Raw genomic sequence first — 24,361 nt, 5'->3', positions numbered from 1 at the left:
TTACTGGTGATGCAGGCAAGACCTAGAGTTCCATCGTGTATAGAGCATATCTATATTCGATAGAACTCTAGGTCTTTTTTTTGTAAAAGAATACATTGAAGGGGGAACAAAAAATGAAACATGAACAAACGGCTACCGACATTCTAAAACTTGTTGGTGGTGAAAAAAACATTGAAAGTGTTACACACTGTGCTACCAGGCTCCGCTTTAATTTGAAAGACGAGTCGATTGCAAACAACGAAGCACTGAAAAACGTACAAGGAGTTGTGGGCATTGCCAGTAGTGGAGGTCAGTATCAGGTCATTATCGGTAATGAGGTCAACAACGTCTATAAAGCCCTTGCTCAACTAGGGAACTTTACAAGCAAGAATGATGCTCCAACTGTGAAAAAAGGAAAAGTCTCTACGGTTCTGGACACGATTGCCGGAATCTTCACACCGATTCTACCCGCAATGATCGGTTGCGCCATGATTAAGGCAGTTCTTCTCATTTTGAAAACCTTTAATCTGGTTGACCTTGACGGTCAATTTAATACAATTATGACTTTTGTCGGAGATGCGGCTTATTACTTCTTGCCAATGCTACTCGCCTGGAGTGCTGCTGTTAAACTTAAAGCTAATGTGGGCTTTGCGTTAACCATTGCGGGTATCTTGTTACATCCTAGCTTTTCGGCGTTGATGTCTGCGGGTGAGCCTGTTACGTTCTTCGGTCTACCTGTTACACAAGCAACGTATTCTTCTTCCGTTATTCCAATTATTTTAGCCGTATGGATCCTGTCATATGTGGAACGATTTGCTGAAAAGTATTCTCCTTCCGTGATCAAATCCATTTTGAAACCGTTAGTTGTAATACTTGTTATGGCACCTCTAACATTAATTGTTCTAGGCCCACTGGGTGCAATTGCCGGTAACTACCTTGCTTCTGCTGTATCCTATGTCAATACACACGCAGGATGGTTAGTGTCTGGTATTATTGGCGGTGCGTTCCCTTTCCTGATTCTGACGGGAATGCACTATAGTTTGGGACCCGTTGTCCTCACTGCTTATGCACAGACAAAAACCGATGGCATTGTTGGCCCAGGTATGCTCGTACACAATATTGCTCAAGGTGCAGCTGCGCTCGCGGTCGCATTAAGAACCAAAAATAAGGCATTTAAACAAGTTGCATACTCTACAAGTGTAACTGCGCTATTAGGTATTAGCGAACCTGCATTGTTTGGTGTAAATCTACGGTTGAAAAAACCGCTGATCGCTGTTGTCATTGGTGGTATTGTAGGCGGAATATATGTTGGCTTGTTCGGTGTAGCTCGATCTGCTCTAGGCATTGCCGGCTTGGCTACGTTACCAGCATTTATTACAGATAATCCATGGAACCTAATGCATGCAGCAATTGGTCTCGTCATTAGCTTTATTGTCACCTTCTTAATGACCCTTATTTTAGGATTTGAAGATGTGCCTGAGGATGGAACGAATCAACAAGCAACAGCGAAGTCTTCTTCAACAAACCATGTGCCTGTTGTTGGCGTCTCTGAGCATGTGCTCATAGCACCAATGACTGGTCGAGTTCTAGAGTTATCGAGAATAAAGGACGAAGCCTTTGCAACTGGAGCTATGGGAAAAGGGATCGCCATTGAACCTACAGTTGGAAAGCTTGTTTCACCAGCCGATGGTGTAATATCCGCGGTATTCCCTACCTTCCACGCAATCGGTATTAGCTCGAATAATGGTGCTGAGCTCCTCGTTCATATTGGCATGAACACGGTCAAGCTGAAAGGTGAACATTTCAAGGTACATGTGCAAGAAGGCGATGAAGTAAAAGCTGGGGATTTACTTATTGAATTCGATACAGATGCAATAGCCGCAAAAGGTTATGACCTGACTACACCTATTATTGTTACGAATTCAGATGACTTTACAGATGTAATTGGTATAGACAAACCATCGATTACGATCGGTGAAAAACTAATGAAGATCATATAAGGAGGAATTGCCAATGAAGAACACAACCGTATTCCCAGACTCTTTTATGTGGGGCGGCGCAACAGCGGCGAATCAATACGAGGGTGCCTGGAACATTGATGGTAAAAAGGCAAGTACAGCAGATATGATGACGGGTGGAACACATACTACTCCAAGACGGATCACTAAACACATTGAGGAGGGGGTAAACTATCCTTCCCATGAGGCAGTAGACTTTTACCATCACTACAAAGAAGATATCCGTCTGTTTGCAGAGATGGGCTTTCGATGCTTCAGAATGTCCATTGCTTGGTCCAGAATATTCCCCAACGGGGACGATGTAACGCCAAATGAAGCAGGACTTCAATTTTACGACAAGGTGTTTAGTGAACTGAAAAAGTATAACATTGAACCCATCGTTACGATCTCACATTACGAAGCTCCGTTTGCGCTAACTGAGAAATTCAATGCTTGGGCTTCCAGAGAGATGATCGACTGCTACGTACGGTATTGTGAGACCATTTTCACCCGTTACAAGGATGTCGTGAAGTACTGGATTACATTTAATGAGATCAATAGTTTAATTGTTCCAGCAGGTGCATATATAGCAGGGGCATTATTAGTTGATGATAGTGGTGTATTTAACAATACGGTTGTGGATAGTACGCAATTAAGATTCCAGGCTTTACATCATCAATTTATAGCAAGTGCAAAAGCTGTCAAGCTTGCTCATGAGATTAATCCGGCGTTCCAAATCGGTTGCATGATTAATTATAGTCATGGTTACGGAAGTACATGTAAACCGGAAGATATGTTGAAGGCTCTGAGAATGGATCAGATTAACAATATGCTGAGCAGCGACGTGCAAGTTAGAGGGGAATACCCTGACTTTGCCATGAGATATTTTAATGAGAACAATATTCAGATTGAGATGGCAGAAGAAGACGAAGAGGTGCTAAAACAAGGCTGTGTTGATTTCTATAGCTTCAGCTACTACAAATCTCATGTAGTGGGTACCCGCCCAGAGGGTGATGAGACCCAAGGGAATGTCTTTGGTGGATTCAAAAATCCTTATTTGAAGGCAAATGATTGGGGATGGCAAATCGATCCAGTTGGACTTCGTTACGTACTCAATCATGTGTACGATCGGTATAGAATCCCTATAATGATCGTTGAAAATGGTCTGGGAGCGGTTGATGTCATCGAAGAGGATGGCTCTATCAATGATACCTATAGGATCAATTTCCTGCGAGATCATATCGAACAAATGAGAGAAGCTATCCTCGATGGCGTTAATCTTATCGGCTACACGGCTTGGGGTTGCATCGACATCGTTAGTGCCTCAACTGGCGAAATGGAGAAACGCTACGGATTCATTTATGTAGATAAGGATAACGAGGGCAGTGGTACCCTGAAAAGAAGTAAAAAGGACAGTTTCCACTGGTATAAAAAGGTGATTGAATCCAACGGGGAAAGATTGAATTTGGAAATATAATTTGCAATCAGCTGCCTTATTTAATTAACAGACAGATGGGTCATAACATTTAAAATTCTATCAAATAGACCAAGTACTTATCACTTTGTGAGACAAGTACTTGGTTTTTTGTGCATCATTAATAAAACTAAGAATTAATTTTGATGATACTAAAGTGGCTGACAATATCCAGTCTACAGTTCATTTAGCTGAGCGTTGTGTCCCATGAGTCCTAACTCCTGAAAGAAATATAGGTACATTTGATTTTAAATAGTATATGATATAAAATACTATCAAAAGATATAAATATATATTATTTAAGAGGTGGTGTACACTATATGTGAGTTTGAAGAGAATGAGTAACCAGACAAAACGATAGTTTATTCATTAAAAAAATTGACGTTTAGTTCATGTAAGTAAAAATAATGAATATCAGGAGGACAGATTATGAAAGAAAAAATCATTATTGTGGGCGCTGGAATTAGCGGACTTTCGTTAGCCATTTTTTTGAAAAAGGCGGGAATTGACTGCGCAGTTTACGAGAACTATCCTTACAAGCGAATTGAAGGATCTAGTTTCCGAATTAACAAAAGTGGCGTGCACGTGATGAAAGAATTAGGGATAGAAGAACAAATCAAAAACAGTAGTCACTCTGCTGATCGGATGAGACTCTTAACGACGGACAATACGGAAATAGCCTCAATAAATTTAATGCAGGATTCGGCTTTCAGTAGAAGATCCATTTACATGCAGCGTTCCGATCTTGTTGAAATTTTGATGAGACATGCTCAATCTAATGGCGTTGAAGTACATTATAATAAAAAACTCACCCATTTCTCAGAGGACGCTTCGAGTGTGACTGCTTATTTTGAAGACGGTCAACAGGAAATTGGAAGTTTGTTAGTTGGTGCAGATGGTTTACATTCAACAGTAAGAAACCAGATGTTTCCTAATCATCTATTACATTATGCTAAATCATGGGCATTATATGGAATTGCATCATTTAAGGATATTGATAATACACAGGTACAGAACCTAATGAATGGGGATGAATTATTTTATTTTTCGGAGAATGCCAATTTCTTAATTTCTAAAAGTCATCCAACGGATGAACTAAACCTATCTTGGCAAGCATCTGGATATCAAGAGAGGAAAATTCCAAAGGAGGAATTTGAACTTAGGAATCTTGATCAACTTAAATCAGATTTGGTAAAACGTTATGGTGAACATGGAGCATTGTCAGAGATTATCAAGAAATCGTTTAATATTATTCCTAAACAAATTTATTGTGTTGATCCTATTCCTAGTTGGTCTAAAGGCCGAGCTGTAGTTATTGGAGATTCTGCACATACCATAAACCCCAACACGGGGTATGGAAGCTCCGTGGCCTTAGAGGACGCAATGTACTTAGCTAAAATGTTACAAAAACACCATTATACCGATGCGTTATATTATTTAGAAGCTGATCGCAAAGATCGTATAAATGCAATACAGAATAGCTTGGAAATATTTGATGTAAGTAAAGGGTTCGATTTCAGCAATGGTTTTGATATTGGTTTGTTTAGCGGATCTACTATTGATCCAAATTACAGAATTCATTGGGAAAATTAATACATTGATTTGGATCTAGTGTTTAACGGATTTCAGCCATCTTTTAACGAGAAATTTCTCGATAAAGTGCCCCTTAGAATGGACTTTGGAATAAACCCATGGTTTATCCGATGAAATTCTAGGGGCGTTTTTCATTTAGCTGATTTTCATGAGTCTTAATTAGAAAGAGACGGATACCTACTCCATATATTATCGTGTGAGACATAATAAAATTTCATTCTAACTAAGAGGTGTAAAAATGCAAAGAAAAGAACTTTCTTCAATTAAACAAATGCGTTTAAATACAATTTTGGATGAAGCAACAAAATGTTTGATTGAGAATCCAAGTGCGTCGATGCATGAAATTGCCGAATCAGCGGGTATTGGTATTGCGACTTTGCATCGTTATGTTGAGAGTAGAGAGCTACTGATGATTCACTTAGGATTTCGTGCAATTGAAGTTGTTGCTGAGACGATGCAAGATATAAAATTGGATGAGCAAAATTACGAATCTTACATCCCCGAGTTAATTGGGGCGTTAATCCCGTTAGGGGATAAAATATACTTTCTAAAACATGATGCTAATGTCAATAGCAACAAAGAAATTGAGGAAGAGGACCAAATTTTAAGGGAACCATTATTGAACGCAATTGGTTTGCTGCAGCAAACGGGACATTTGCGTGAAGACGTAGACAAAGGTTGGATTGTTAATGTCTTGTATTCACTTTTATTCCTGACGTGGCAACAGGTTGTAGAGGGGAATATTGCTAAAAATTCGGCAGCTGACTTGTTATTAAATACATTTTATCATGGTTTTAAATAGATTTAGATTATGTATTGATTATCTGCTTTTACCATGAATCAGTACACATGTTTTTTCACGATTAACCGTGTTAAAATGATTAATAAGCGGAGATATGGTATGGAAAGAAGGCAGGAGAATCAATGAAACCTAAACTTAACGATGTTGCACAATTAGCTGGAGTTTCACCGACTACAGTTTCTCGCGTACTTAATAATCGTGGCTATATCAGTCAAGAAACAAAGGATCGAGTCCATGAAGCAATGCAGCATTTGAATTATTTCCCAAATGATGTAGCCAGATCATTATTTAGCAAACGAACAAATTTGATAGGATTAATCATTCCAACAACAAGCAACCCTTTCTTTGGAGAACTAACTTTTCATATAGAGAATATTTGCGCATCATTAGGCTACAAGCTGTTACTTTGTAATAGTTTGAATCAGCTCGATAAGGAAGAATCTTATGTGGACATGCTTATGCGTAATCAAGTAGATGGGATTATCGTTGGTACACACAACCGGGGAATCGTAAACTATGAACAGAAGAATATTGCTGTCATCGCCATCGATCGCTTTCTATCCGACTCAATCCCCGTTGTTGGATCGGATAATTACTTAGGTGGAAAGCTGGCGTCAGAACTACTTATTAAAAAGGGCTGTAAGCATATCTTGCACATCAATGGTCCTGTAGAACTGGAAACACCGGCTAGCTTAAGAAGAAAAGCATATGAAGATGTGATGGAGAAGTATGGTCGTGAGGCAATTACTTATGAAGTACATGATCCCTTCCATCAACAGAATCACGATGAACCGATTCAACGCTTGCTTGATGAACATCCTGAAGTGGATGGAATGTTTGCAAGTAATGATATGGTGGCTGCGTCTTTTATTGCTAAAGCAAGAAACCGCGGCAAACGTGTTCCTGAAGATATTCGTGTAATTGGTTATGACGGTACAGAAACAACCCGCAACCTACTCCCTGAACTGACGACAATTCAGCAACCCATACAGGAGATTGCGAAATCTGCGATAGAGTTGCTTATCCAAGAGATTGAAGGTGGTTTCAGTGATGTCCCGCGAGAAACGTATCTACCCGTAAAACTTATTGAAGCGAGTACAACTTAATACAATTATTTTCACTGGGATACACGACGGAGCTACTCTTAAATTAAAAGAAGAGCTCTTTTTTCTTTCAGCAACATGTCAACCGGTTGACATATGAAAGCGGTTGACATATAATCAATTTTGCAAGTACGGAAGTGCTTTCATTCACATTAAATGTTTAACTTAGAGGAGCGTTCGATATGAGATATTCAAAGAGCATGTACTGGAAATTAAGTGCCTATTTCTTCTTTTTCTTCTTTACATGGTCAGCAAGTTATTCATTATTCTCTATTTGGCTGGGGCAAGAAATCAGTCTGAATGGTGCTGAAACAGGTGTTATCTTTACTGTAAACGCTATCTTCGCTTTATGTATGCAACCGCTTTATGGCTATATCTCAGATAAAATCGGACTAAAGAAACATATTCTATTTTTGATTAGTGTTTTACTGCTATTTGTTGGACCCTTCTATATCTTTATCTATGGTCCGTTACTTCAATACAATGTATTTCTTGGAGCCATTGTAGGTGGATTATACTTGGGTATTTCTTTCTTGGCGGGGATCGGTGCCATCGAATCTTATGTCGAGAAAGTAAGCCGCAAATATGACTTTGAATATGGAAAATCTCGTATGTGGGGCTCTCTGGGTTGGGCCGCAGCAACATTCTTTGCAGGTCAATTTTTTAATATCAACCCCAATATTAACTTCTGGATTGCATCAGTTTCAGCCGTCGTTCTGTTTGTCATTATGATGACAATTAAAGTTGAAATGACTGATTCAGAGAAGGAGCGGGCAGAATCCGTTAGCTTTAAACAAGTCGGCAGTATGTTTGCAAATAAGCATTTATGGTTCTTTATTTTATACGTCTTTGGTGTCACGTGTATCTATAATGTGTATGACCAACAGTTCCCGATTTACTTCTCATCGACATTTTCAACGGTTGCGTTAGGCAATCAAGTTTACGGCTACTTAAATTCCTTCCAAGTTTTTCTGGAAGCAGGGATGATGTTTTTAGCTCCCTTCGTTGTGAATAAAATTGGTGCAAAAAAAGGTCTCATTTTCGCAGGGTACTTGATGGCTTTCAGAATCATGGGTTCTGGATTAATAATTGGACCCTACGGTATCTCAGCTATGAAGTTGATTCATGCATTGGAACTGCCAATTATGCTGATCTCCGTATTTAAGTACTTGGCTGCTAATTTCGATACGCGTTTGTCTTCAATTTTGTATCTGGTGGGCTATCAGTTTACGAGTCAGGTAGGAGCTTCAATCTTGTCACCAATCGCTGGAGTGTTTTATGACATTAGAGGCTTTGCAAATACGTACGTGATTATGGGTATCTTCGTATTTGCCTTCACAACAATTTCGATCTTCACCTTGAAGAGAGAACCGAAAAAGCTGAATCCCAAACCTAACACACACATTAAAACAGCATAGGAGGAAAAGAAATGAAGATATATAGCAATAATACGAAACAAGCTGAGGCAGCTTTAAAACAGTCAGCAGCAAAAATGAACAAACGGTATCGCTTAGGGTATCATATTATGGCACCAGCAAAAATGAACAAACGGTATCGCTTAGGGTATCATATTATGGCACCAGCAAATTGGATTAATGATCCAAACGGATTAATTCAATTTAACGGAGAATACCACGTATTCTATCAACATCATCCATATGATGAGAACTGGGGCCCAATGCATTGGGGACACGTGAAGAGTAGAGATCTCGTACATTGGGAGCATTGTCCAATTGCTTTAGCACCTGGAGATGCGTGTGACCTTGATGGCTGTTTCTCAGGAAGTGCAGTAGATAATAACGGTGAACTGACACTGATCTATACAGGTCATCAATATATTGACCAACCAAATAATATCTTCAGCCAAAACCAAAATGTGGCCGTAAGTACTGATGGTATTCATTTCACGAAATTAAAAGAGAATCCCGTAATCGCTGAGCCTCCGACAGATAGCTCTCAGCATTTCCGTGATCCAAAAGTGTGGAAGAATGAGGATACATGGTACATGATTCTGGGCAACAGCACGAAAGAAGATCTACCGCGGGTAATTCTATATTCATCTCCTGATCTCAAAACTTGGACCTATCAGGGTGTGCTTCTTCAGGGAGATAAGAATATGGGCTTCATGTGGGAGTGTCCTGATTTCTTTGAACTGAACGGTAAGCATATATTCATGTTCTCCCCTCAAGGTATTAACGCGCAAGGGGATAAGTACAATAACTTATTCCAGACGGGGTACTATGTTGGCGAATATAATTATGAACGTAATGAATATAAACATGGAGAGTTTCTTGAGTTGGACAATGGTCACGACTTTTATGCAGTTCAAACGTTTTTAGATGATCAAGGTCGGCGTATTGCAATTGGTTGGATGGATATGTGGGAATCGGATATGCCTACGAAAGGGGACGGATGGTGCGGAGCAATGACGATCCCGCGTGTAATTACGTTGGACGAAAATAATAAAGTGCTTATGAATCCTGTGGAAGAAATGAAGTTACTTCGTCAGAGTAAACATGTTTTGTACCAAAATGGTACTATTCGTGAAAGTTACTTCGAGAACGTTGAGGCAGATCTGCTTGAAGTGAAAGTTGTGTTCGATCTCACAAAGTCAACTGCAGACCTGGTAGGTTTGAAATTTCGTGGAACAGGACAGGAAGAAACGGTTATCACTTATTCTATCCCGGATCAGAAACTCAAACTTAATTGTTCCAAATCAGGTAAAAAGACGGATGGAGTGCGGCAAACAGCCTTCAAAACCGAGGGGCAGCTGACATTGCAAATATATCTGGATCGCTCATCCATTGAAATATTTGCGAATGAAGGACAAGCTACGATGACAAGTCGCATCTATACAAGTGAGAAACTGTTAGGCATAGAAGTCATAACGGAAGGCGGAGATGTCTATGTTAATGGGCTCACATGCTGGGAGTTAAAAGATATTTGGCAAGTTGATCAATGCAATGCAAAGGAAGCTAACTACCCTCGATGACAAGATCATAGACCCATAAAAGTCGCTAAGTTTAGCGGCTTTTTTCACGATGCAGTTGGAAAAATCATTATATGGAGATTAGTACCTGAGAGTATGTTGTGATTTTTAGAATAATGTGCAGGAATTTTAAGAACATTGGTAACTTCAACATACACTTCTTCAAAAAAAAGATAACATATGAAAGACACATGTAGCAAAGTCAGCCATAGGTCTTGCCCATCGTGTATTGATCAGTATACTCTTTATAGATAAACGGTTGCCTATACCCTCAGGGAAACTAGGAAGGGGTTTTTCTATGAATAAACTAAAACTACTGCTAGCAGACGATGAACCCGTCATATTACGGGGCCTAAAAAAATTAATATCATGGGAACAGCTCGGGTTCATGATTGTGGGTGAAGCCAATGACGGGAATGAACTTCGAGATCTGATACACAGGCATGAACCACAGCTTATAATCAGTGATATTAGCATGCCAGGGGGAAGCGGTATAGATGTAATAACCGAGCTGAATGAACAGGGGTTTCAGGGAAAAGTTATATTTATCAGTGCCTTTCAAGAATTTGGATATGCTCGTCAAGCTATACAGTTAGGCGCACTGGATTATCTGGTAAAACCTATAAATAAAAATCAACTCGAAAGGGTTGTCGAAAAAGCAGCTTCAATTATCCGGGAAGAAACCAATGGTGAGCAAAATAAAATGATGCTAAATTACTATGAAAAGAAAAATAGATCGAGAACAATAGAACAGCTTCTTGATGGTTTACTTGACGGCGATTTGAAGACCATTAACGAGCTGTCACAATTGGGAGCCATTGCCATAAGCCGCTTTATTACTGTCTGTGTATTGGAAATGGATGAACATGCTGAAAGTTCTAAGTGGGAAGAACGCGAACGTAATTTGGTGAACTTTGCATTATCCAACATTATTAGAGAGACATTGGATCAGGGACAGAACACAGCCAAGGGATTGCTGATTCAAAAAGAAGGATTATATACACTTCTAGTCCAGCATGAAGAGAGAGACTATGCATTTCATCTGGCGCACGACCTCCGTCACAAAATTCACAGCTATTTGAAGTTAAGTGTATCGTGTGGTGTTGGGCAGAGTATGACAGGTGTTGAAGAAGCAGAAGAATCCTATCGAACTGCATTGAAAGCGCTTAATCTAAAATATTTCTCAGGAACCAATCAGGTGATACGATCTGGGGAACAACTCTCTGGGACCACTTTGGTGCCTAGATCTATGGCGGACCTTCAATCACATTTAATAGAAGCATTGGTTAACCAAGAAAAGGACCAGATTCATCTGCTGACTCGAGAGTTGCTTGAACGAATTAGGATGCAAGCGGGAGAAAACAAAACTCAGACAATTACTGGGGTATACAAAGCTATATTATCTTTAAATCAGAACTTGGAAAAGTTCGGCGGAAAGATAGAGAACCTAAATATCCATCAAGGTGTACTACTCGAAAAACTGACGGATTGTCCTTCCTATGCAGATGTAGCTAACGAAGTTGATGTGGTTTTATATGAAATGCTCCAACATCTTGCGAGTAAGATGTCAGGAAAAGAAAGTACCCTGCTTACTAAAGTCAAATCTTATATTGAAGAGAACTATGCCAGTAATATCACACTGGAATCTATGGCTGCCCAAGTCTATATGAACTCGTATTATTTTAGCAGTTTTTTTAAAAAGCATACTGGTCAAAACTTTAAAAACTATGTCACAGAGGTTAGGATGAATCACGCGTTAAAGCTTCTTATTGAAACGGATCTCTTGGTTTATGAGATTGCTGACCGTGTAGGCTACAACAATGTGAGGCACTTCAGTGATATGTTTAAGAAAAAATATGGCAAGGTTCCGCAAGAGTATCGACAGTCCTTCCGTCGGCATAAACCATAACAAATAAGGAAGGTGTTTATTTGATGCGCTCATTCTCCAAAAGCGTATTTGTTAGATTCTCAGCTTCCTTTATTTTGGTCGGTCTGATTCCACTTTTTGCACTCAGCTATTTTTCTGTACAAATATTTTCGAGCTATGTGGAACGATATACAACTAGTAATCAGCAACAGATGATTATGTATATGAGTTACAATCTGAACTCAGCTTTTCAGCAATACAACGATATTTCCAAACTTATGTATAACGTACGTTATGAGGGGTTATCTGAACATATCAACCAGAATCAGACATTCAATGTAAATGAGTTGGAGCAAATCAATTCAATTCCTATTGATTCCTTTTTAAAGACACTGGTGTTTAGCGACAAATATATAACGGGTGCTTATTTTGTGCGCGCGTCAGACGGCCAAATCTATTCCCAGGAAAGAGAGAACAGGGGCCTCACGAATGAACTGCTTCCGATCAGGAAATGGAAAGAAAAAATGCGCAGTCAGCCTTCAAAGGCGATGATATTCCCGACGCATCATGATGATTATTTTATCGGTTCCAAGCGCGAAGTGTTTACTCTTGCACGTAATCTGATTGATACCTCCGGACGCCTTGGCCGGGAGCATAAAGTGGTAGGCACATTGTTTCTGGACATTGATACAACCATGTTCAAGCAGTTTTTAAATGAACTTTCCCTCGGAGCGCAAGATGAATTGATATTGGTCAATGACCAAGATCAGATGTATTTCAGCAATCAATCTAAGCGAACGATGGATGAATTTTTATCGAAGAGTAAAGATAAAGAAATGCTTGTGCTTCGTGAAGATATCCCTTTTGTGAACAGTCAGCTGGTAGCCATTATACATAGAGCTGGGCTGTTCGAACAGCTTTTCTCGGCCCGTGCTACCGTATATCTGGCAATACTCATTTGTTCAATTGTATCAATTGTCATGGCAACCTGGTTCTCTCGCCGACTGGCTGCTCCGATTCGTAAACTGATTCAGCAAATGGCGGTCGTAGAGTCTGGAAACCTGGATACCCGACTTCCCGTCAACAGTAACGATGAAATAGGAAGATTGACCCTGGGATTCAACCGGATGGTAGAGCGTTTGCGCGTGCATATCGATGAAGCTTATGTAGCCCAAATCAAACAAAAGCAAACCGAACTGAATGCGCTCAAAAGCCAGATTAGACCTCACTATCTTTACAACACTTTGGAAGTCATTCGCATGAATGCAGTGGATAAGGAAGCGGAGGAAGTCGCCGACATGATTCATGCCTTGTCCAATCAGTTGAAATATGTCATTGATTACGGTGAAGATCGTGTAGACTTGTCCCGGGAACTTGAACATTTACATGATTATTTTTACATTATTTCTGTTCGCTATGAAAACAGATATGTCCTTGAGTGCGATATTGCAGCTGACGTTCAGGTGGAATGGCCGATTTTAAAGTTAAGTTTACAGCCAATCGTCGAAAACGCAATTCAGCACGGACTCCGCCAGAAAAAAAAGGGGACGGTTAAAATATCCGTAGAAAGACGGGAGAAGGATCTGGAAATCACCATATATGATAATGGTGTGGGAATGGATAACGACACGCTAAAACACTTACACAGTAACTTGAATTCTTCTGCTCCCCCGACCAAATCTGTAGGATTGAGAAATGTACACGAGAGAATCAGGTCTATGTATGGGAAAGATTACGGCCTGTCTGTGAGAAGCCAGGAACATGTAGGGACATCAGTCCGGCTCTGCTTCCCTGTTCCTGAATAACAATTCCTTAAGAGCGGATGAACTCATCCGCTTTTTTTAATCTTAAATTCCCTGCACATAAGGCTTAAAAAAGTTCATACAAGCAACAACGCACTGATGCTATTCTTATAACGAAAACGCTTACCAACAAGGAGCCGCTCATTTCAACCTACACATACTCAAGGGGGTCTTAAAAAGCTATGTTGAAAAAATCAAAATTCAGACTAACCGCTTTATTGCTTGCCGCAACGATGACACTAGGAGCTTGTACAGACAGTAGTCCTGATTCGAATGAGAGCAACTCTACAGGCAGCCGAGACAAAGTTAGCTTCACCATCGGTTATGCTCCAGGTGATCCAGCTGTGAAAAAAGCGTTGGCAGATTCCATTCAAAAATTCACGGAGGCTAACCCGGATATTGAGATCAAGGACATGAGTGAGAATACAAGTAACTCCTATCTGGATTGGTTAAAGACAAAGGATGCAGTCGGTGAGTTTCCCGATCTTGTTGAGATGAGAGATACGGAAATTTTTGCGGATGCAGGTAAAATCGTTGAGTTGCCTTCTGAACTGGTGGATTTATTCGATTCACCACCAGAAGTGGACGGTAAGATATGGAACGCGCCTATAGCGCTGAATGTACCGCAAGGCATTATATATAGCAAAAAAGCTTATGCAGATGCTGGAATTACGAACCTTCCAACAACATATGACGAATTCATTGCCATTCAGGAGAAATTGAAAACCTCCGGTATAACACCACTAGTGGTTGGAGGCAAAGATATCTTTCATATGGGATTCTGGATAAATAAATTCCTTATTGATGACGTGTACGCAAAAGACCCTGACTGGAATTCCAAAAAAACAGCGAATGAAGTCCACTTCGCCGATGCCAACGTTGTACAGGCTATGACAGATTACAAGGAACTATTCAGAAACTACGTTGATAAGGGCTGGCTAAGCACACCAGACAACCAAACGGTTTCCTTCCTGATCTCTGGAAAAACAGCGCAGCTATACTCCGGTACCTGGATGTTCTCGCAAATAGAGGAGGCTGATCCCAGCTTTGAATACGGTTTCTATGCGGTTCCGGACCGTGAGGGAAATGTGAATATTATTGGGCTTCCATCACCGGCTGGCTGGTCGCTGTCTGCTGAAGCCGCCAAGAATCCGGAGAAGACAGAAGCGATTAAGAAATTCATTCGTTTCTTCTTCGAACCGAAACAATACGCTCAATATCTTGCAAGTGTCAACGGTATCCCCTCCACAAAAGAAAAAGTCACGTATGAGACGGGAGAAGCCATGCAGTCGGCTTTAGATCTGATGAATAATTCAAAGGTAACGAAATCTTTGGCTATTAACAATTGGTGGGGAGAGAACTTAATACCACCGCAATTCCGTAATTGGTTTTACAAAAAGATGCAAGAAATGGTCCTAAACGATGGAGATGTGAAAAACTATATGGAGCAGGTCGATACGGAATACGATAGCCAGGTCAAGGCGAATTCCATGTAAGTAAAACTCTGGAGGACCACTTCTGAGTGGTTCTCCATTGTATAAGAAAGGAGTGAATAGTAATGGGAGCATCTACTTCTTCTAAGAGAGAGCAAATGATACCCGCACCGGTACCAAAACTAAAAAGAAAGCACCATCCATTTGCAATCGTATTCATATTACCATCGCTAATTCTATACACGCTGTTTGTTATCGTACCTACTCTTGGAAGCTTTTATCTTAGTTTCACCTCATGGGATGGCATAAGTGAGGATATACGTTTTATTGGTTTTGCTAACTTTATTGAAATTTGGAATAGCCCGCGTGTGCATAATGCACTTAAAAATACACTAATCATGACGGTTAGTCTTGTAATTTTGGAGAACATTGCGGCCATTGCCATGGCCCTCATGGTTGACAAGGTACGTTGGTTTAAGAACTTGTTTCGTAGCATATTTTACTTTCCAACCTTGCTCAGTGGAATTGTTATGGGATTTGTATGGGCCATGATCCTGAATTACAACTTTGGTGTAGTGAATCAAATTATGAACGCCATCGGACTTGGAAGCTGGACAGTGGATTGGCTGGGAGATCCCAAGTTTGCGATGTTGTCTATTATTTTGTCTACCGTTTGGAAAGGTGCAGGATACTACATGATCATTTATTTGGCTGGGCTTCAAGGGATACCAGCCGAACTGTCCGAAGCAGCAAACATAGATGGGGCAAATGGCTGGCAACAATTCCGCTTTATCACTTTTCCATTGCTTGCAGGATCGCTCACAGTATGTATGGTCCTATCCATGATCAGCGCACTCAAAATATTCGATCAGATTGCGGTCATGACCGATGGGGGACCGGGATTCGCTACAGAAACCCTCACCTATATTATCTACAAGGTAGGTTTTGGTGAGCTGAGGCAGGGCTTCGGTACTGCGCTTGCTATTGTATTATTTATAATTATTTTAATTATCACGTTGATTCAAGTGAAAATTCTGCGCAAAAGGGAGGTGCAGTATTGATATGAGCATGCAGACACGTAAAAAACTAACGGAAGTTATGTTCTTCGTAATTATCCTGTTGGTTGCCATCCTTTTCTTTTTCCCAATTTTCTTTAACTTGATGTCTGCCTTTAAAAGCAATGGCGAAATTATGCGGAATGCTCTGTCTTTTCCAACTTCGCTTTATCTGGAAAATTTCAAGTATCTGTTGACAGAAACAGATTTCCCTAGAGCCATTGTCAACAGTCTGATCCTGACCGTCGTTTCCATCGTGATGCAAATTTTGATCATCCCCATGGCTGGGTATGCGATTGAAAGACGTAACGCCAAATGGACTAATTTTGTATTTATATATTTTCTTGCAGGAATGATGATTCCCTTTCAAGCTTACATGATTCCATTATTTAAAGAATTAAAGCTGCTTGGGCTTTATGGAAGCCTAGCCGGACCTATATTCGTTTATATCGCTGGAGCAATAGGATTCGGATGCTTGCTTTATACCAGTTTTGTAAAAGGGATCCCCAAAGAAATTGAAGAAGCTGCTGAGATTGATGGCTGCAGTCGGTACAGAATTTTTTGGAGAATTGTATTCCCGCTACTTGGACCCGTTACAGCCAGTATGATTATTCTAAACGGCTTGGGAATCTGGAACGATTTTCTTATGCCCATGCTCGTTCTTCCTTCAGGAGAACCCAAAACAATGGTTGTAGAGATTTATCGCTATATCGGCGAATTCTCCTCCAGATGGGACATGATATTTGCAGGTACTGCCCTGTCAGTCATACCAGTATTGATTGTCTTCATAGGTCTGCAAAGGTTCTTTGTGAAGGGGATCTCTGCCGGGGCGACCAAAGGATGATTCCTAGCTATGCAGGCCAACCAATGTACACTTAAAGTCGCTAATTTAGCGGCTTTTTTTCTAAGTAAAAAAGATTCTTCTGCTCATTTGTGTCTGAATTGAAACTGTGTTGTTAAACAAACAAATTGTTGATTTTTAACAAAAAGAAAGCAAAAGTGAATGATAAAATATAAACGTAAAGAAAGCGATTACAACTTTAATCAAGAGTAATTAATTCAGTCTCAACAGAGAAATATTTACTACAGGAAGGAGTGGAGAATACTTGCTTGCAACCAAATACAAACTGTTCTTTCTAGTTTTACCTTTTATGATTTTTGTGTTTGTATTCGCTTATATGCCTTTATGGGGTTGGTTATATGCCTTTGTAGACTATCGTCCGGGGCGTTCCATTTTCCAAATGGACTTTGTAGGTCTGAAATGGTTCAAAATGATGGTATATTCAAAACAGCAATTTTACGAGGTGCTCAGGGTGTTGAAGAATACCTTCGGCATGAGTTTTCTTAGTCTGATCGCTTCAATCCTGCCTATGGCATTTGCGATCTTGCTGTATGAAATCCGCAGCACCAAGATGAGGAAAATTGTTCAAACACTCACGACTATACCACACTTTATTAGTTGGGTACTCGTATATTCTATTGTGTTTGCACTACTATCTGTAGACAGCGGTGTCGTAAACAATATCCTCCTGAACACCGGATTCATATCAAAACCGATCAATTTTCTAGCCAGTTCGGATCATATCTGGATCAAGATGATTGCCTTGGAGATCTGGAAAGGACTTGGTTGGAGCTCCATACTCTATTTAGCGGCCATCAATGGCATTCCCCAAGACTTATATGAAGCGGCGAAAATTGATGGGGCTGGTCGCTTCCACAGTGTCTGGCACATTACCGTTCCAGGATTATTGCCAACTTTCTTCGTGTTGTTAATGCTTGCCGTAGCGAACATGATCAATACGGGCATGGATCAATTTTTTGTATTCGCCAACGCAATGACTAAAAGCTCCATCGAGGTTCTTGATCTGTATACGTATAACATTGGGTTGTTAAAAGGCAACTTCTCATTGGCCACCGTTATCAGTATCTTGAAAACCCTAGTAAGCTTAGTGCTTCTGTTCAGTGTAAACCGACTGTCCAAGACGCTGAGAGGAGAGTCGATATTCTAATGAGCATGGGGCAAACAGATGTGAAGCTTCGACGTAATTCGCTTCGTCCGCATAGAGCGGGCAGTCTTACCATTGGAGAGAAAGTCTTTAACGTAGCCAACTATACATTTTTTATCCTCTTTATGCTGTTATGCGTATATCCTTTCTATTATATTTTCATCAATACGATTAGCGATAACACGTTAAGTGCAAAAGGGCTTATCCTTTTCTGGCCACAAGGCATTCATATTGACAACTACTTGCAAGTGTTGAAAATCCCCAATATATATCAAGCGCTACTTATAAGTGCATCAAGAACGATACTAGGTACGTTCCTAACCGTGCTGGTTTCCGCCTTTCTCGGCTTTATGATGACTCAGCGCAAGATGTGGTTACGCAAGTACGTTTATCGATATTTTATCACCACCATGTATATCAGTGGCGGTATTATTCCCGTATATCTGCTGTATAACCAGTTGGGTTTACTCAATAATTTCCTGGTGTACATCCTTCCTGGTATGGTGTCAGCGTACAATATGATCCTGGTCAAAACCTATGTGGAGTCCAGCGTTCCAGATGAATTGCAGGAATCCGCTGAAATGGATGGAGCAGGAATAGGCATCGTATTTTTTCGAATCGTGCTGCCTTTAATGCTTCCTATATTGGCTACCTTAGCCATCTTTTCGGCTGTGGGACAATGGAATAACTTCATGGATACAGTACTTTACGTCACTAATGATGATCTGCACACACTGCAATATGTACTTTACCGGTATCTCAGTCAAGCAACTGCACTCGCCAATGCAGTGAATTCCGGAAGCATGTCGGCAGAAGATGTGGGAGCGAGTATTCAGACAGCGGAATCTATAAAACTGACAGTCACGATGATTGTGGTTATTCCCATTTTTATGGTATACCCCTTCTTCCAACGTTTTTTTGTAAAAGGTATTATGATCGGTGCTGTAAAAGGATAATCATTCTATTTCACTCAATTGGGAGGTTAATATGAACAAGAAAATGCTTCAAAAAGCAGGAATACTCGGTGTAGTTTCCTTACTGTTGATTGCAACTGTAGTTGGCTGCAGCACAAATCCATCATCCAGTAAGGATACGGATACAACAGATCTATCCATATATACAGAGTCTGGTACCTATGAAGGATCTGTTGGTGGTTACATGGGCAAATATATGAAAGATAAATTAAATATATCTTTGAATGTAATGCCAAACAGCGTCGGAGGCTCCTCCCGCTTTGAAACGAAACTCGCCACTGGAGATCTTGGGGATTTGGTAGTGTTTAGCTCGTCGGATGATTTCAAAAAGGCTATTGATGCGGGCGGACTATTGGACCTGAAAGATGAGATGCCAAATTTGCCTAATATCTCCCGATACAGTGAAGCAGTAAATCGAATGGAAAGTAACTTTGGAGGCATATATGGTATCCCAACAGGGGTGTCCAATGCCAATGAAGTAACGCAAATCGATCCCGTTTCGGTTCCATCTCTACGATTTGATTACTTAGAGGAGTTGGGAATGCCAGAGATCAATGATTATTGGGATTACTATGATGTGATTGAGAAAATGGTCAAGGCACATCCGGTAACCGAAAGTGGGGATACATTCCATGGATTATCTTTATTTAGTGAGTGGGATGGACGTTCCGTCAACATGGCTAAGCAAGTTGCGCCTTCATATGGATATACATCCACGGATGGAGTGAACAACTATGATTTCATCATGCCACATGGTACGGAGGATAAAATCGAAAAACTGTTAGACGACAATAGCTATTACCTCAAAACACTTCAGTGGTTCAACAAGTTCTATCAGAATGGCATGCTGGATGAGGACTCCGTCTCCCAAACGTGGGAGGACTATATCGCCAAAGCGAATAAAGGTCAATCGGCGATTTGGATGTACGGTTATTTGGGAAATTTAAATTTTAATCCTACCAATCCTGACTTGGTTAAGGAGGGCAAAGGGTACAAACGAATTCCCTTCACGAATCTTAGAGTATCTGAAGCCAAAACTTCCACAGTGGGTAGCCGATGGTTCTGGGCAATCTCCTCCAATACGAAGAATAAGGAAGAATCCATCAAGCTGCTCGATTTCCTATATTCGGATGAAGGAGCAGTGGCATATCACTTGGGACCTAAAGGACTATTCTGGGACCTGAATGAAAAGGGTGAACCGATCTTAACGGATATTGGCAAGCAACCTGCGGATGCAGCTGTCCCTGCAGAATACGGCGGAGGCAAGATAGGAGATACATTTAAATATATGTTTAATGGTCCCGCAATTGATGAGAATACAGTAAGTCCAATTCTGAAGGCACCCATGAACAAGACGACGTGGACATCCTATCTTAAAGATAATGCCAGCCTGCTGGACCAAAACTGGACTAAGCATTATGAGGGTGCGCTATCTGTAAAACAACATCTGATTCAAAATAATATGCTGGCTTCCTATTCTATTGTCAATGTTCCCAATTTCAAGTACGACGATCAATTAGCCGTTAAACGCGATTAAGTTGGTGAGGTAATTAAAGAACTGTCTTGGAAGATGATATACGCCAAAAGCGATGCAGAATTTGAATCATTAAAAATAGAGCTGCTCCAAAAAGCGAAGGATTTGGGCTATGAAGAGTGCGTAGATTTTGAAGTGAAGGCGGCCCAAGTCTGGTTCGAAGCACGTAAAACTGCGAAATAAAAGTGAAAAGATAGAACGGGAGAGGTATCCACATGACTAAAACGATAACAGCCATAAATTTGATGGCATGGGATCAAGTTGTTGAGAAAAATGATCAACCCTCAGAACAGGTAATTTCAGCAACAGCAAAAAATTCATGGGATCTTTGTCCAGGTAAATCCTTAACTCTTCAGTATCCTGGTGTGTATCTGGAAGATCATTGGTCTACCCATGGATTTGTGGACCGTAACGATTACAGTGTTGATTTACGTGATTGGCACAGGTTGGAATTGGTCACAGAGTTGCCTATACGTGAGACACTGGAGATGAGAGTGGAAATAGGCTTACTCAAAAATAATAGCCCAATGCCGGAAGAAATCGAATATGTGTCCGCTCGAGCGTTAGTAATCACTAATGAAAGCGGAAACAATGAGATCGTATTTCCTCTGAATCTATTTGATGATTACAAGGCATTAGCCGGCAAATGGAAGTTTGTTCGCTCCGTAAGATTAACTGCAGATTGGAAGGATCTTGAAACGCGAGAACCCATCTTAGTCCGCAAAATCCAATTCGTGCGCAGACCTTCGGTATATGTGAACACCACGTGCTATTCACAATCGGTTGTCGCAGGTGAAACAGCTCATTACAGTATTAACCTGCATAATTGTACGGGGGAAGTTCAACCGGTTATCCTGTCTCGGGAGAAGTACGGCTGGGAAACAATGAAAGTTAGAGTAGAGCCAGAGGATTGTGTGCTACAGCCATGGGACAATAGGGAAATCAGTGTGTACGTGGAGGTGCCGGAGCGAATAGCCCCCGGTGGATACGAGATTCAGAAACTAAAGTTTGTGCCCGGCGGACATGGTGAGCAGGCGGAAACGCTCACACTTACGACGTTGCGTGAATTGCCACATCCGTACATCAAACATACCGAGTCCGGATGGGACGAAGTACGACAAAACATTCGAGAGTATGATTGGGTTAGAGAGTTGAAGGATCAGTATGAAGATCGAGCGGAACGTTGGAAAGTACCTCAAGTCAACACTGGACCTTTTCTGTTTCACAGTCATCACGCTTTTGAGGCCGAGAATGCGGCCATTGTATGGAAGCTTACGGGTAGAGCAGATATAGCCAATAAAGCTGTTCAGTTTTTGCGGGCAACCGTCGATCCAGCACGCGGATATCCCGTTACGTATCAGGCATGCCATCAGGAACTGGTACATGAAGGGGAATTTTTCAAGCATACGGCGGTTGTATATGATCTGCTTGCCGATTCTGGACTGTTAACAGATGAAGATCATGCACATATAAAGCATTCGTTCCGCTTGTTCATGGATCTAATCGATTGGTCTTTAACTATAGGCGACTTGTCGAACTGGACGGTCTCCGAGATGATTGGAGCATTATACTGTAGTCAGGCACTACAGGATCTGGAACGCATGAATCGCTTTTTGTATGGCATAGGGGGCTTCGAAGATCATCTGTCGAAGGGTACACTGGACGATGGCTGGTGGTACGAATGTTCTGTTGGATACAACATGATGGTTGCGGGACTCTTCACCGAGGTTGTACAGAGCTGCAGACCGTGGGGGTTGAATTTGGCGGAAACCTGGCTTCCTTCCCAATACCATGACCAAATTATACCCGGTAGCAACAAACCTGATAAAGATGGATTGTGTCTTGATATTTGGGGGCCAAGAAGATTGAATTATCGTTCAATCCGACAACTGTGGGACAGTCTGCTTCCATTTGCTGATTACCGTGGCGTGGTGTTTGGTATTAATGATTCAACAGAAACGAAGCTGCTCGGTATATCAGTAAGAGGATATATGGATGGTCGTTATGATCTAGCCTACTATGTGTATCGGCAACCGGAGTATGCTGATATTGTCTTGAGCTGCAAGCTGGAGGATCGAGATTTGCTGTACGCCGTTCCTAATATTCAGACCAGCCAAGCTAAACCTTACCTTAAATCAGCATATGCAGATACGTCAGGAGTAGCCGTACTTCGATCCCAAACGAGGGACAGAGAACCAAGAGAACAGATTCAGGCTGTTGTAAAGTACGGTATTCATGGGGGTGCCCACGGTCACTATGATCGGGTCAGCCTGTTGTCTATCATGCGGTACGGCCGCAGCTTTTACAATCCGGAGAGCATTTGGTACAGCTACCACACCTTTATGTATAAGTTTTATGTTCAGTCCTCCATTACCCATAATATGGTGGTGGTGGATCGCAAGCAGCAGGACCCTGCTGAGGGTAAACGCCTCCTGTTCCACAGCGGCAGTGTCTTCCAGGCATGTGCTGTTGAGAATACAGCGAGATGGTCCTATCCTCCATACGGTGGCTGGAGAGTGGATGATGAGAACACGTTTGGTGAACGAACCTGGTCAGAAGGTCGTTATATGCCGATTCCTGAACCTGAACCAGAGTACACGAAGCGAACCGATTATACGGAGCCGATTCTCCAACGCAGGTTAACGGTGGTGACAGATGACTATATTGTACTTTTTGATTATGTTTCCGGTGACCAGGATCATGAATACGATTGCCTGTTCCATTGCAAGGGATTGATGCACATCGAAGGAGAAAGCCAACATTTAAGAAAGCAAACTGACCAGTTTGACTCCGATTCGCGAGGTGGTGCACAGCTTATAACAGACTGTGAGTGGTATGACATGAAAGGGCCAGTAAAGGCACATTTTGAGATGGGATTCGGTCAAGGCTATGACAATCGAGGCAATCGGACCGAGCATAATGTTGACGGCCCACTCATCATGGATCATTATTCGCTGTGGCCGCCTCAACCAGAGATCATTGTAGGAAATCTCCCCGAACTGAATAAGGTCGATAAGCGGCTTTTTTATGAAATTAGAGGAGACGGAAGAGTGCTTACAAGTGGCAAGTTCGGCGCATGGATTCTTGGGCGAGAAGATCTTGATCTGGGAATTGAAGGGGTGACCACGCTGGAACTGAGAGTGAAGACGGAAGAAGGTGTTGGCGACAATGGATTACCGAAGACGTCGGAGCCAAGCATTTTTTGGGGTGATCCTTATATTGAAACGGAGTCGGGACACAAGATATACCTTAGTGATCTCCCATTAATCACGGAAAACACTAATCCAGGTAATGGGATAGGAGTGGATTACTTCGGTGGACCTGTCAAGATTGCTGTAAAACAGTTCGATCGTGCGATTCCGGCGAATCCGCTTGATACGGAGCACGAGGGTATCATCCGCCTGGATCTGAGTGTAATTCAAGCTAAACGTCTGGTAACTTCGATTGGAAGTGATTATCCTCTTGGTGATGAGACTCTTAGACGTAAAATGTTAAGTACACGGAGTGTGGGTCGTAACGCGAGGTTCATAACGTTGATTGAGCCATATGAGGACCAGCCAATGATTGTATTAGCTGTAGCCCATTCAGCCGATGAGGCTCAGGTTGTTCTTGCTGATGGAAGAACCCAGATCATCCGTATCTCCAGTTTGGATGATGCAATAGCAGAACCAGTGGTAGAGATTATCGAAACAGATATGGAAGGACAACTACTTCGCAGGGAGATAGCCATAAATAAATAATCAAGATTCCAAT

Annotated in this window: 17 protein-coding genes; all 17 read left to right on the top strand. The window is 41.3% G+C overall.

Going from position 1 to position 24,361, the window contains the following annotated elements:
• The first annotated feature begins 113 nt into the window (after positions 1 to 113).
• The 17 genes from FS628_RS23415 to FS628_RS23340 all read left to right on the top strand — a co-directional run bounded on the left by FS628_RS23415 (position 114) and on the right by FS628_RS23340 (position 24,348).
• Positions 114 to 1,979 carry a beta-glucoside-specific PTS transporter subunit IIABC gene (locus FS628_RS23415; protein WP_145325384.1) on the top strand — a complete coding sequence of 622 codons (1,866 nt, stop codon included), beginning with the start codon at positions 114 to 116 and terminating at the stop codon, positions 1,977 to 1,979.
• Between the two features lie 13 nt (positions 1,980 to 1,992).
• Positions 1,993 to 3,453: a glycoside hydrolase family 1 protein gene (locus tag FS628_RS23410; protein ID WP_145325383.1), complete on the top strand. Its 1,461-nt coding sequence runs from the start codon at positions 1,993 to 1,995 to the stop codon at positions 3,451 to 3,453.
• Between the two features lie 426 nt (positions 3,454 to 3,879).
• The gene (locus FS628_RS23405) at positions 3,880 to 5,043 is read left to right on the top strand and encodes an FAD-dependent oxidoreductase (protein WP_145325382.1); all 1,164 of its coding nucleotides are present in this window, start codon (positions 3,880 to 3,882) and stop codon (positions 5,041 to 5,043) included.
• A 238-nt stretch (positions 5,044 to 5,281) separates the two neighbouring features.
• The gene (locus tag FS628_RS23400; RefSeq protein WP_145325381.1) at positions 5,282 to 5,845 is read left to right on the top strand and encodes a TetR/AcrR family transcriptional regulator; all 564 of its coding nucleotides are present in this window, start codon (positions 5,282 to 5,284) and stop codon (positions 5,843 to 5,845) included.
• A 122-nt stretch (positions 5,846 to 5,967) separates the two neighbouring features.
• Entirely contained in the window at positions 5,968 to 6,951 is a 984-nt protein-coding gene (locus FS628_RS23395) for a LacI family DNA-binding transcriptional regulator (protein WP_145325380.1), read from the top strand.
• Between the two features lie 179 nt (positions 6,952 to 7,130).
• The gene (locus tag FS628_RS23390) at positions 7,131 to 8,366 is read left to right on the top strand and encodes an MFS transporter (protein ID WP_145325379.1); all 1,236 of its coding nucleotides are present in this window, start codon (positions 7,131 to 7,133) and stop codon (positions 8,364 to 8,366) included.
• Positions 8,367 to 8,440: 74 nt separating this feature from the next.
• On the top strand, positions 8,441 to 9,940 hold the full coding sequence (locus tag FS628_RS23385; RefSeq protein ID WP_260871171.1) for a glycoside hydrolase family 32 protein: 1,500 nt from the start codon (positions 8,441 to 8,443) through the stop codon (positions 9,938 to 9,940).
• A 295-nt stretch (positions 9,941 to 10,235) separates the two neighbouring features.
• On the top strand, positions 10,236 to 11,846 hold the full coding sequence (locus FS628_RS23380; protein ID WP_145325377.1) for a response regulator: 1,611 nt from the start codon (positions 10,236 to 10,238) through the stop codon (positions 11,844 to 11,846).
• A 23-nt stretch (positions 11,847 to 11,869) separates the two neighbouring features.
• On the top strand, positions 11,870 to 13,609 hold the full coding sequence (locus FS628_RS23375) for a cache domain-containing sensor histidine kinase (RefSeq protein ID WP_145325533.1): 1,740 nt from the start codon (positions 11,870 to 11,872) through the stop codon (positions 13,607 to 13,609).
• A gap of 179 nt (positions 13,610 to 13,788) precedes the next feature.
• The gene (locus tag FS628_RS23370) at positions 13,789 to 15,102 is read left to right on the top strand and encodes an ABC transporter substrate-binding protein (RefSeq protein ID WP_145325376.1); all 1,314 of its coding nucleotides are present in this window, start codon (positions 13,789 to 13,791) and stop codon (positions 15,100 to 15,102) included.
• Between the two features lie 62 nt (positions 15,103 to 15,164).
• Positions 15,165 to 16,100 carry a carbohydrate ABC transporter permease gene (locus FS628_RS23365; RefSeq protein WP_440131306.1) on the top strand — a complete coding sequence of 312 codons (936 nt, stop codon included), beginning with the start codon at positions 15,165 to 15,167 and terminating at the stop codon, positions 16,098 to 16,100.
• A 1-nt stretch (position 16,101) separates the two neighbouring features.
• Complete coding sequence (locus tag FS628_RS23360) at positions 16,102 to 16,938, top strand: carbohydrate ABC transporter permease (RefSeq protein ID WP_186327937.1); 837 nt, start codon at positions 16,102 to 16,104, stop codon at positions 16,936 to 16,938.
• A 262-nt stretch (positions 16,939 to 17,200) separates the two neighbouring features.
• Complete coding sequence (locus FS628_RS23355; RefSeq protein WP_186327936.1) at positions 17,201 to 18,103, top strand: ABC transporter permease; 903 nt, start codon at positions 17,201 to 17,203, stop codon at positions 18,101 to 18,103.
• Positions 18,103 to 19,056 carry a carbohydrate ABC transporter permease gene (locus tag FS628_RS23350; protein WP_222125278.1) on the top strand — a complete coding sequence of 318 codons (954 nt, stop codon included), beginning with the start codon at positions 18,103 to 18,105 and terminating at the stop codon, positions 19,054 to 19,056. The genes FS628_RS23355 and FS628_RS23350 overlap by 1 nt, the downstream gene beginning before the upstream one ends.
• A 31-nt stretch (positions 19,057 to 19,087) precedes the next feature.
• Complete coding sequence (locus FS628_RS23345) at positions 19,088 to 20,611, top strand: extracellular solute-binding protein (RefSeq protein WP_145325375.1); 1,524 nt, start codon at positions 19,088 to 19,090, stop codon at positions 20,609 to 20,611.
• A 33-nt stretch (positions 20,612 to 20,644) separates the two neighbouring features.
• Positions 20,645 to 20,791: a hypothetical protein gene (locus FS628_RS32065; RefSeq protein WP_222125277.1), complete on the top strand. Its 147-nt coding sequence runs from the start codon at positions 20,645 to 20,647 to the stop codon at positions 20,789 to 20,791.
• 32 nt (positions 20,792 to 20,823) lie between these two features.
• On the top strand, positions 20,824 to 24,348 hold the full coding sequence (locus tag FS628_RS23340; protein ID WP_145325374.1) for a COG1470 family protein: 3,525 nt from the start codon (positions 20,824 to 20,826) through the stop codon (positions 24,346 to 24,348).
• Positions 24,349 to 24,361: the final 13 nt, after the last annotated feature.

Source organism: Paenibacillus xylanexedens, from assembly GCF_007676705.1.
GTDB lineage: Bacteria > Bacillota > Bacilli > Paenibacillales > Paenibacillaceae > Paenibacillus > Paenibacillus xylanexedens_C.
The sequence above is the reverse complement of the archived record's forward strand: the minus strand, read 5'-3'. Positions and strand labels throughout refer to the sequence as shown.

Excerpts from the sequence above, each read along its gene's own strand:
- FS628_RS23415 (WP_145325384.1), top strand. The coding sequence starts at position 114 with ATGAAACATGAACAAACGGCTACCGACATTCTAAAACTTGTTGGTGGT.
- FS628_RS23410 (WP_145325383.1), top strand. The coding sequence starts at position 1,993 with ATGAAGAACACAACCGTATTCCCAGACTCTTTTATGTGGGGCGGCGCA.
- FS628_RS23405 (WP_145325382.1), top strand. The coding sequence starts at position 3,880 with ATGAAAGAAAAAATCATTATTGTGGGCGCTGGAATTAGCGGACTTTCG.
- FS628_RS23400 (WP_145325381.1), top strand. The coding sequence starts at position 5,282 with ATGCAAAGAAAAGAACTTTCTTCAATTAAACAAATGCGTTTAAATACA.
- FS628_RS23395 (WP_145325380.1), top strand. The coding sequence starts at position 5,968 with ATGAAACCTAAACTTAACGATGTTGCACAATTAGCTGGAGTTTCACCG.
- FS628_RS23390 (WP_145325379.1), top strand. The coding sequence starts at position 7,131 with ATGAGATATTCAAAGAGCATGTACTGGAAATTAAGTGCCTATTTCTTC.
- FS628_RS23385 (WP_260871171.1), top strand. The coding sequence starts at position 8,441 with ATGAACAAACGGTATCGCTTAGGGTATCATATTATGGCACCAGCAAAA.
- FS628_RS23380 (WP_145325377.1), top strand. The coding sequence starts at position 10,236 with ATGAATAAACTAAAACTACTGCTAGCAGACGATGAACCCGTCATATTA.
- FS628_RS23375 (WP_145325533.1), top strand. The coding sequence starts at position 11,870 with ATGCGCTCATTCTCCAAAAGCGTATTTGTTAGATTCTCAGCTTCCTTT.
- FS628_RS23370 (WP_145325376.1), top strand. The coding sequence starts at position 13,789 with ATGTTGAAAAAATCAAAATTCAGACTAACCGCTTTATTGCTTGCCGCA.
- FS628_RS23365 (WP_440131306.1), top strand. The coding sequence starts at position 15,165 with ATGGGAGCATCTACTTCTTCTAAGAGAGAGCAAATGATACCCGCACCG.
- FS628_RS23360 (WP_186327937.1), top strand. The coding sequence starts at position 16,102 with ATGAGCATGCAGACACGTAAAAAACTAACGGAAGTTATGTTCTTCGTA.
- FS628_RS23350 (WP_222125278.1), top strand. The coding sequence starts at position 18,103 with ATGAGCATGGGGCAAACAGATGTGAAGCTTCGACGTAATTCGCTTCGT.
- FS628_RS23345 (WP_145325375.1), top strand. The coding sequence starts at position 19,088 with ATGAACAAGAAAATGCTTCAAAAAGCAGGAATACTCGGTGTAGTTTCC.
- FS628_RS32065 (WP_222125277.1), top strand. The coding sequence starts at position 20,645 with ATGATATACGCCAAAAGCGATGCAGAATTTGAATCATTAAAAATAGAG.
- FS628_RS23340 (WP_145325374.1), top strand. The coding sequence starts at position 20,824 with ATGACTAAAACGATAACAGCCATAAATTTGATGGCATGGGATCAAGTT.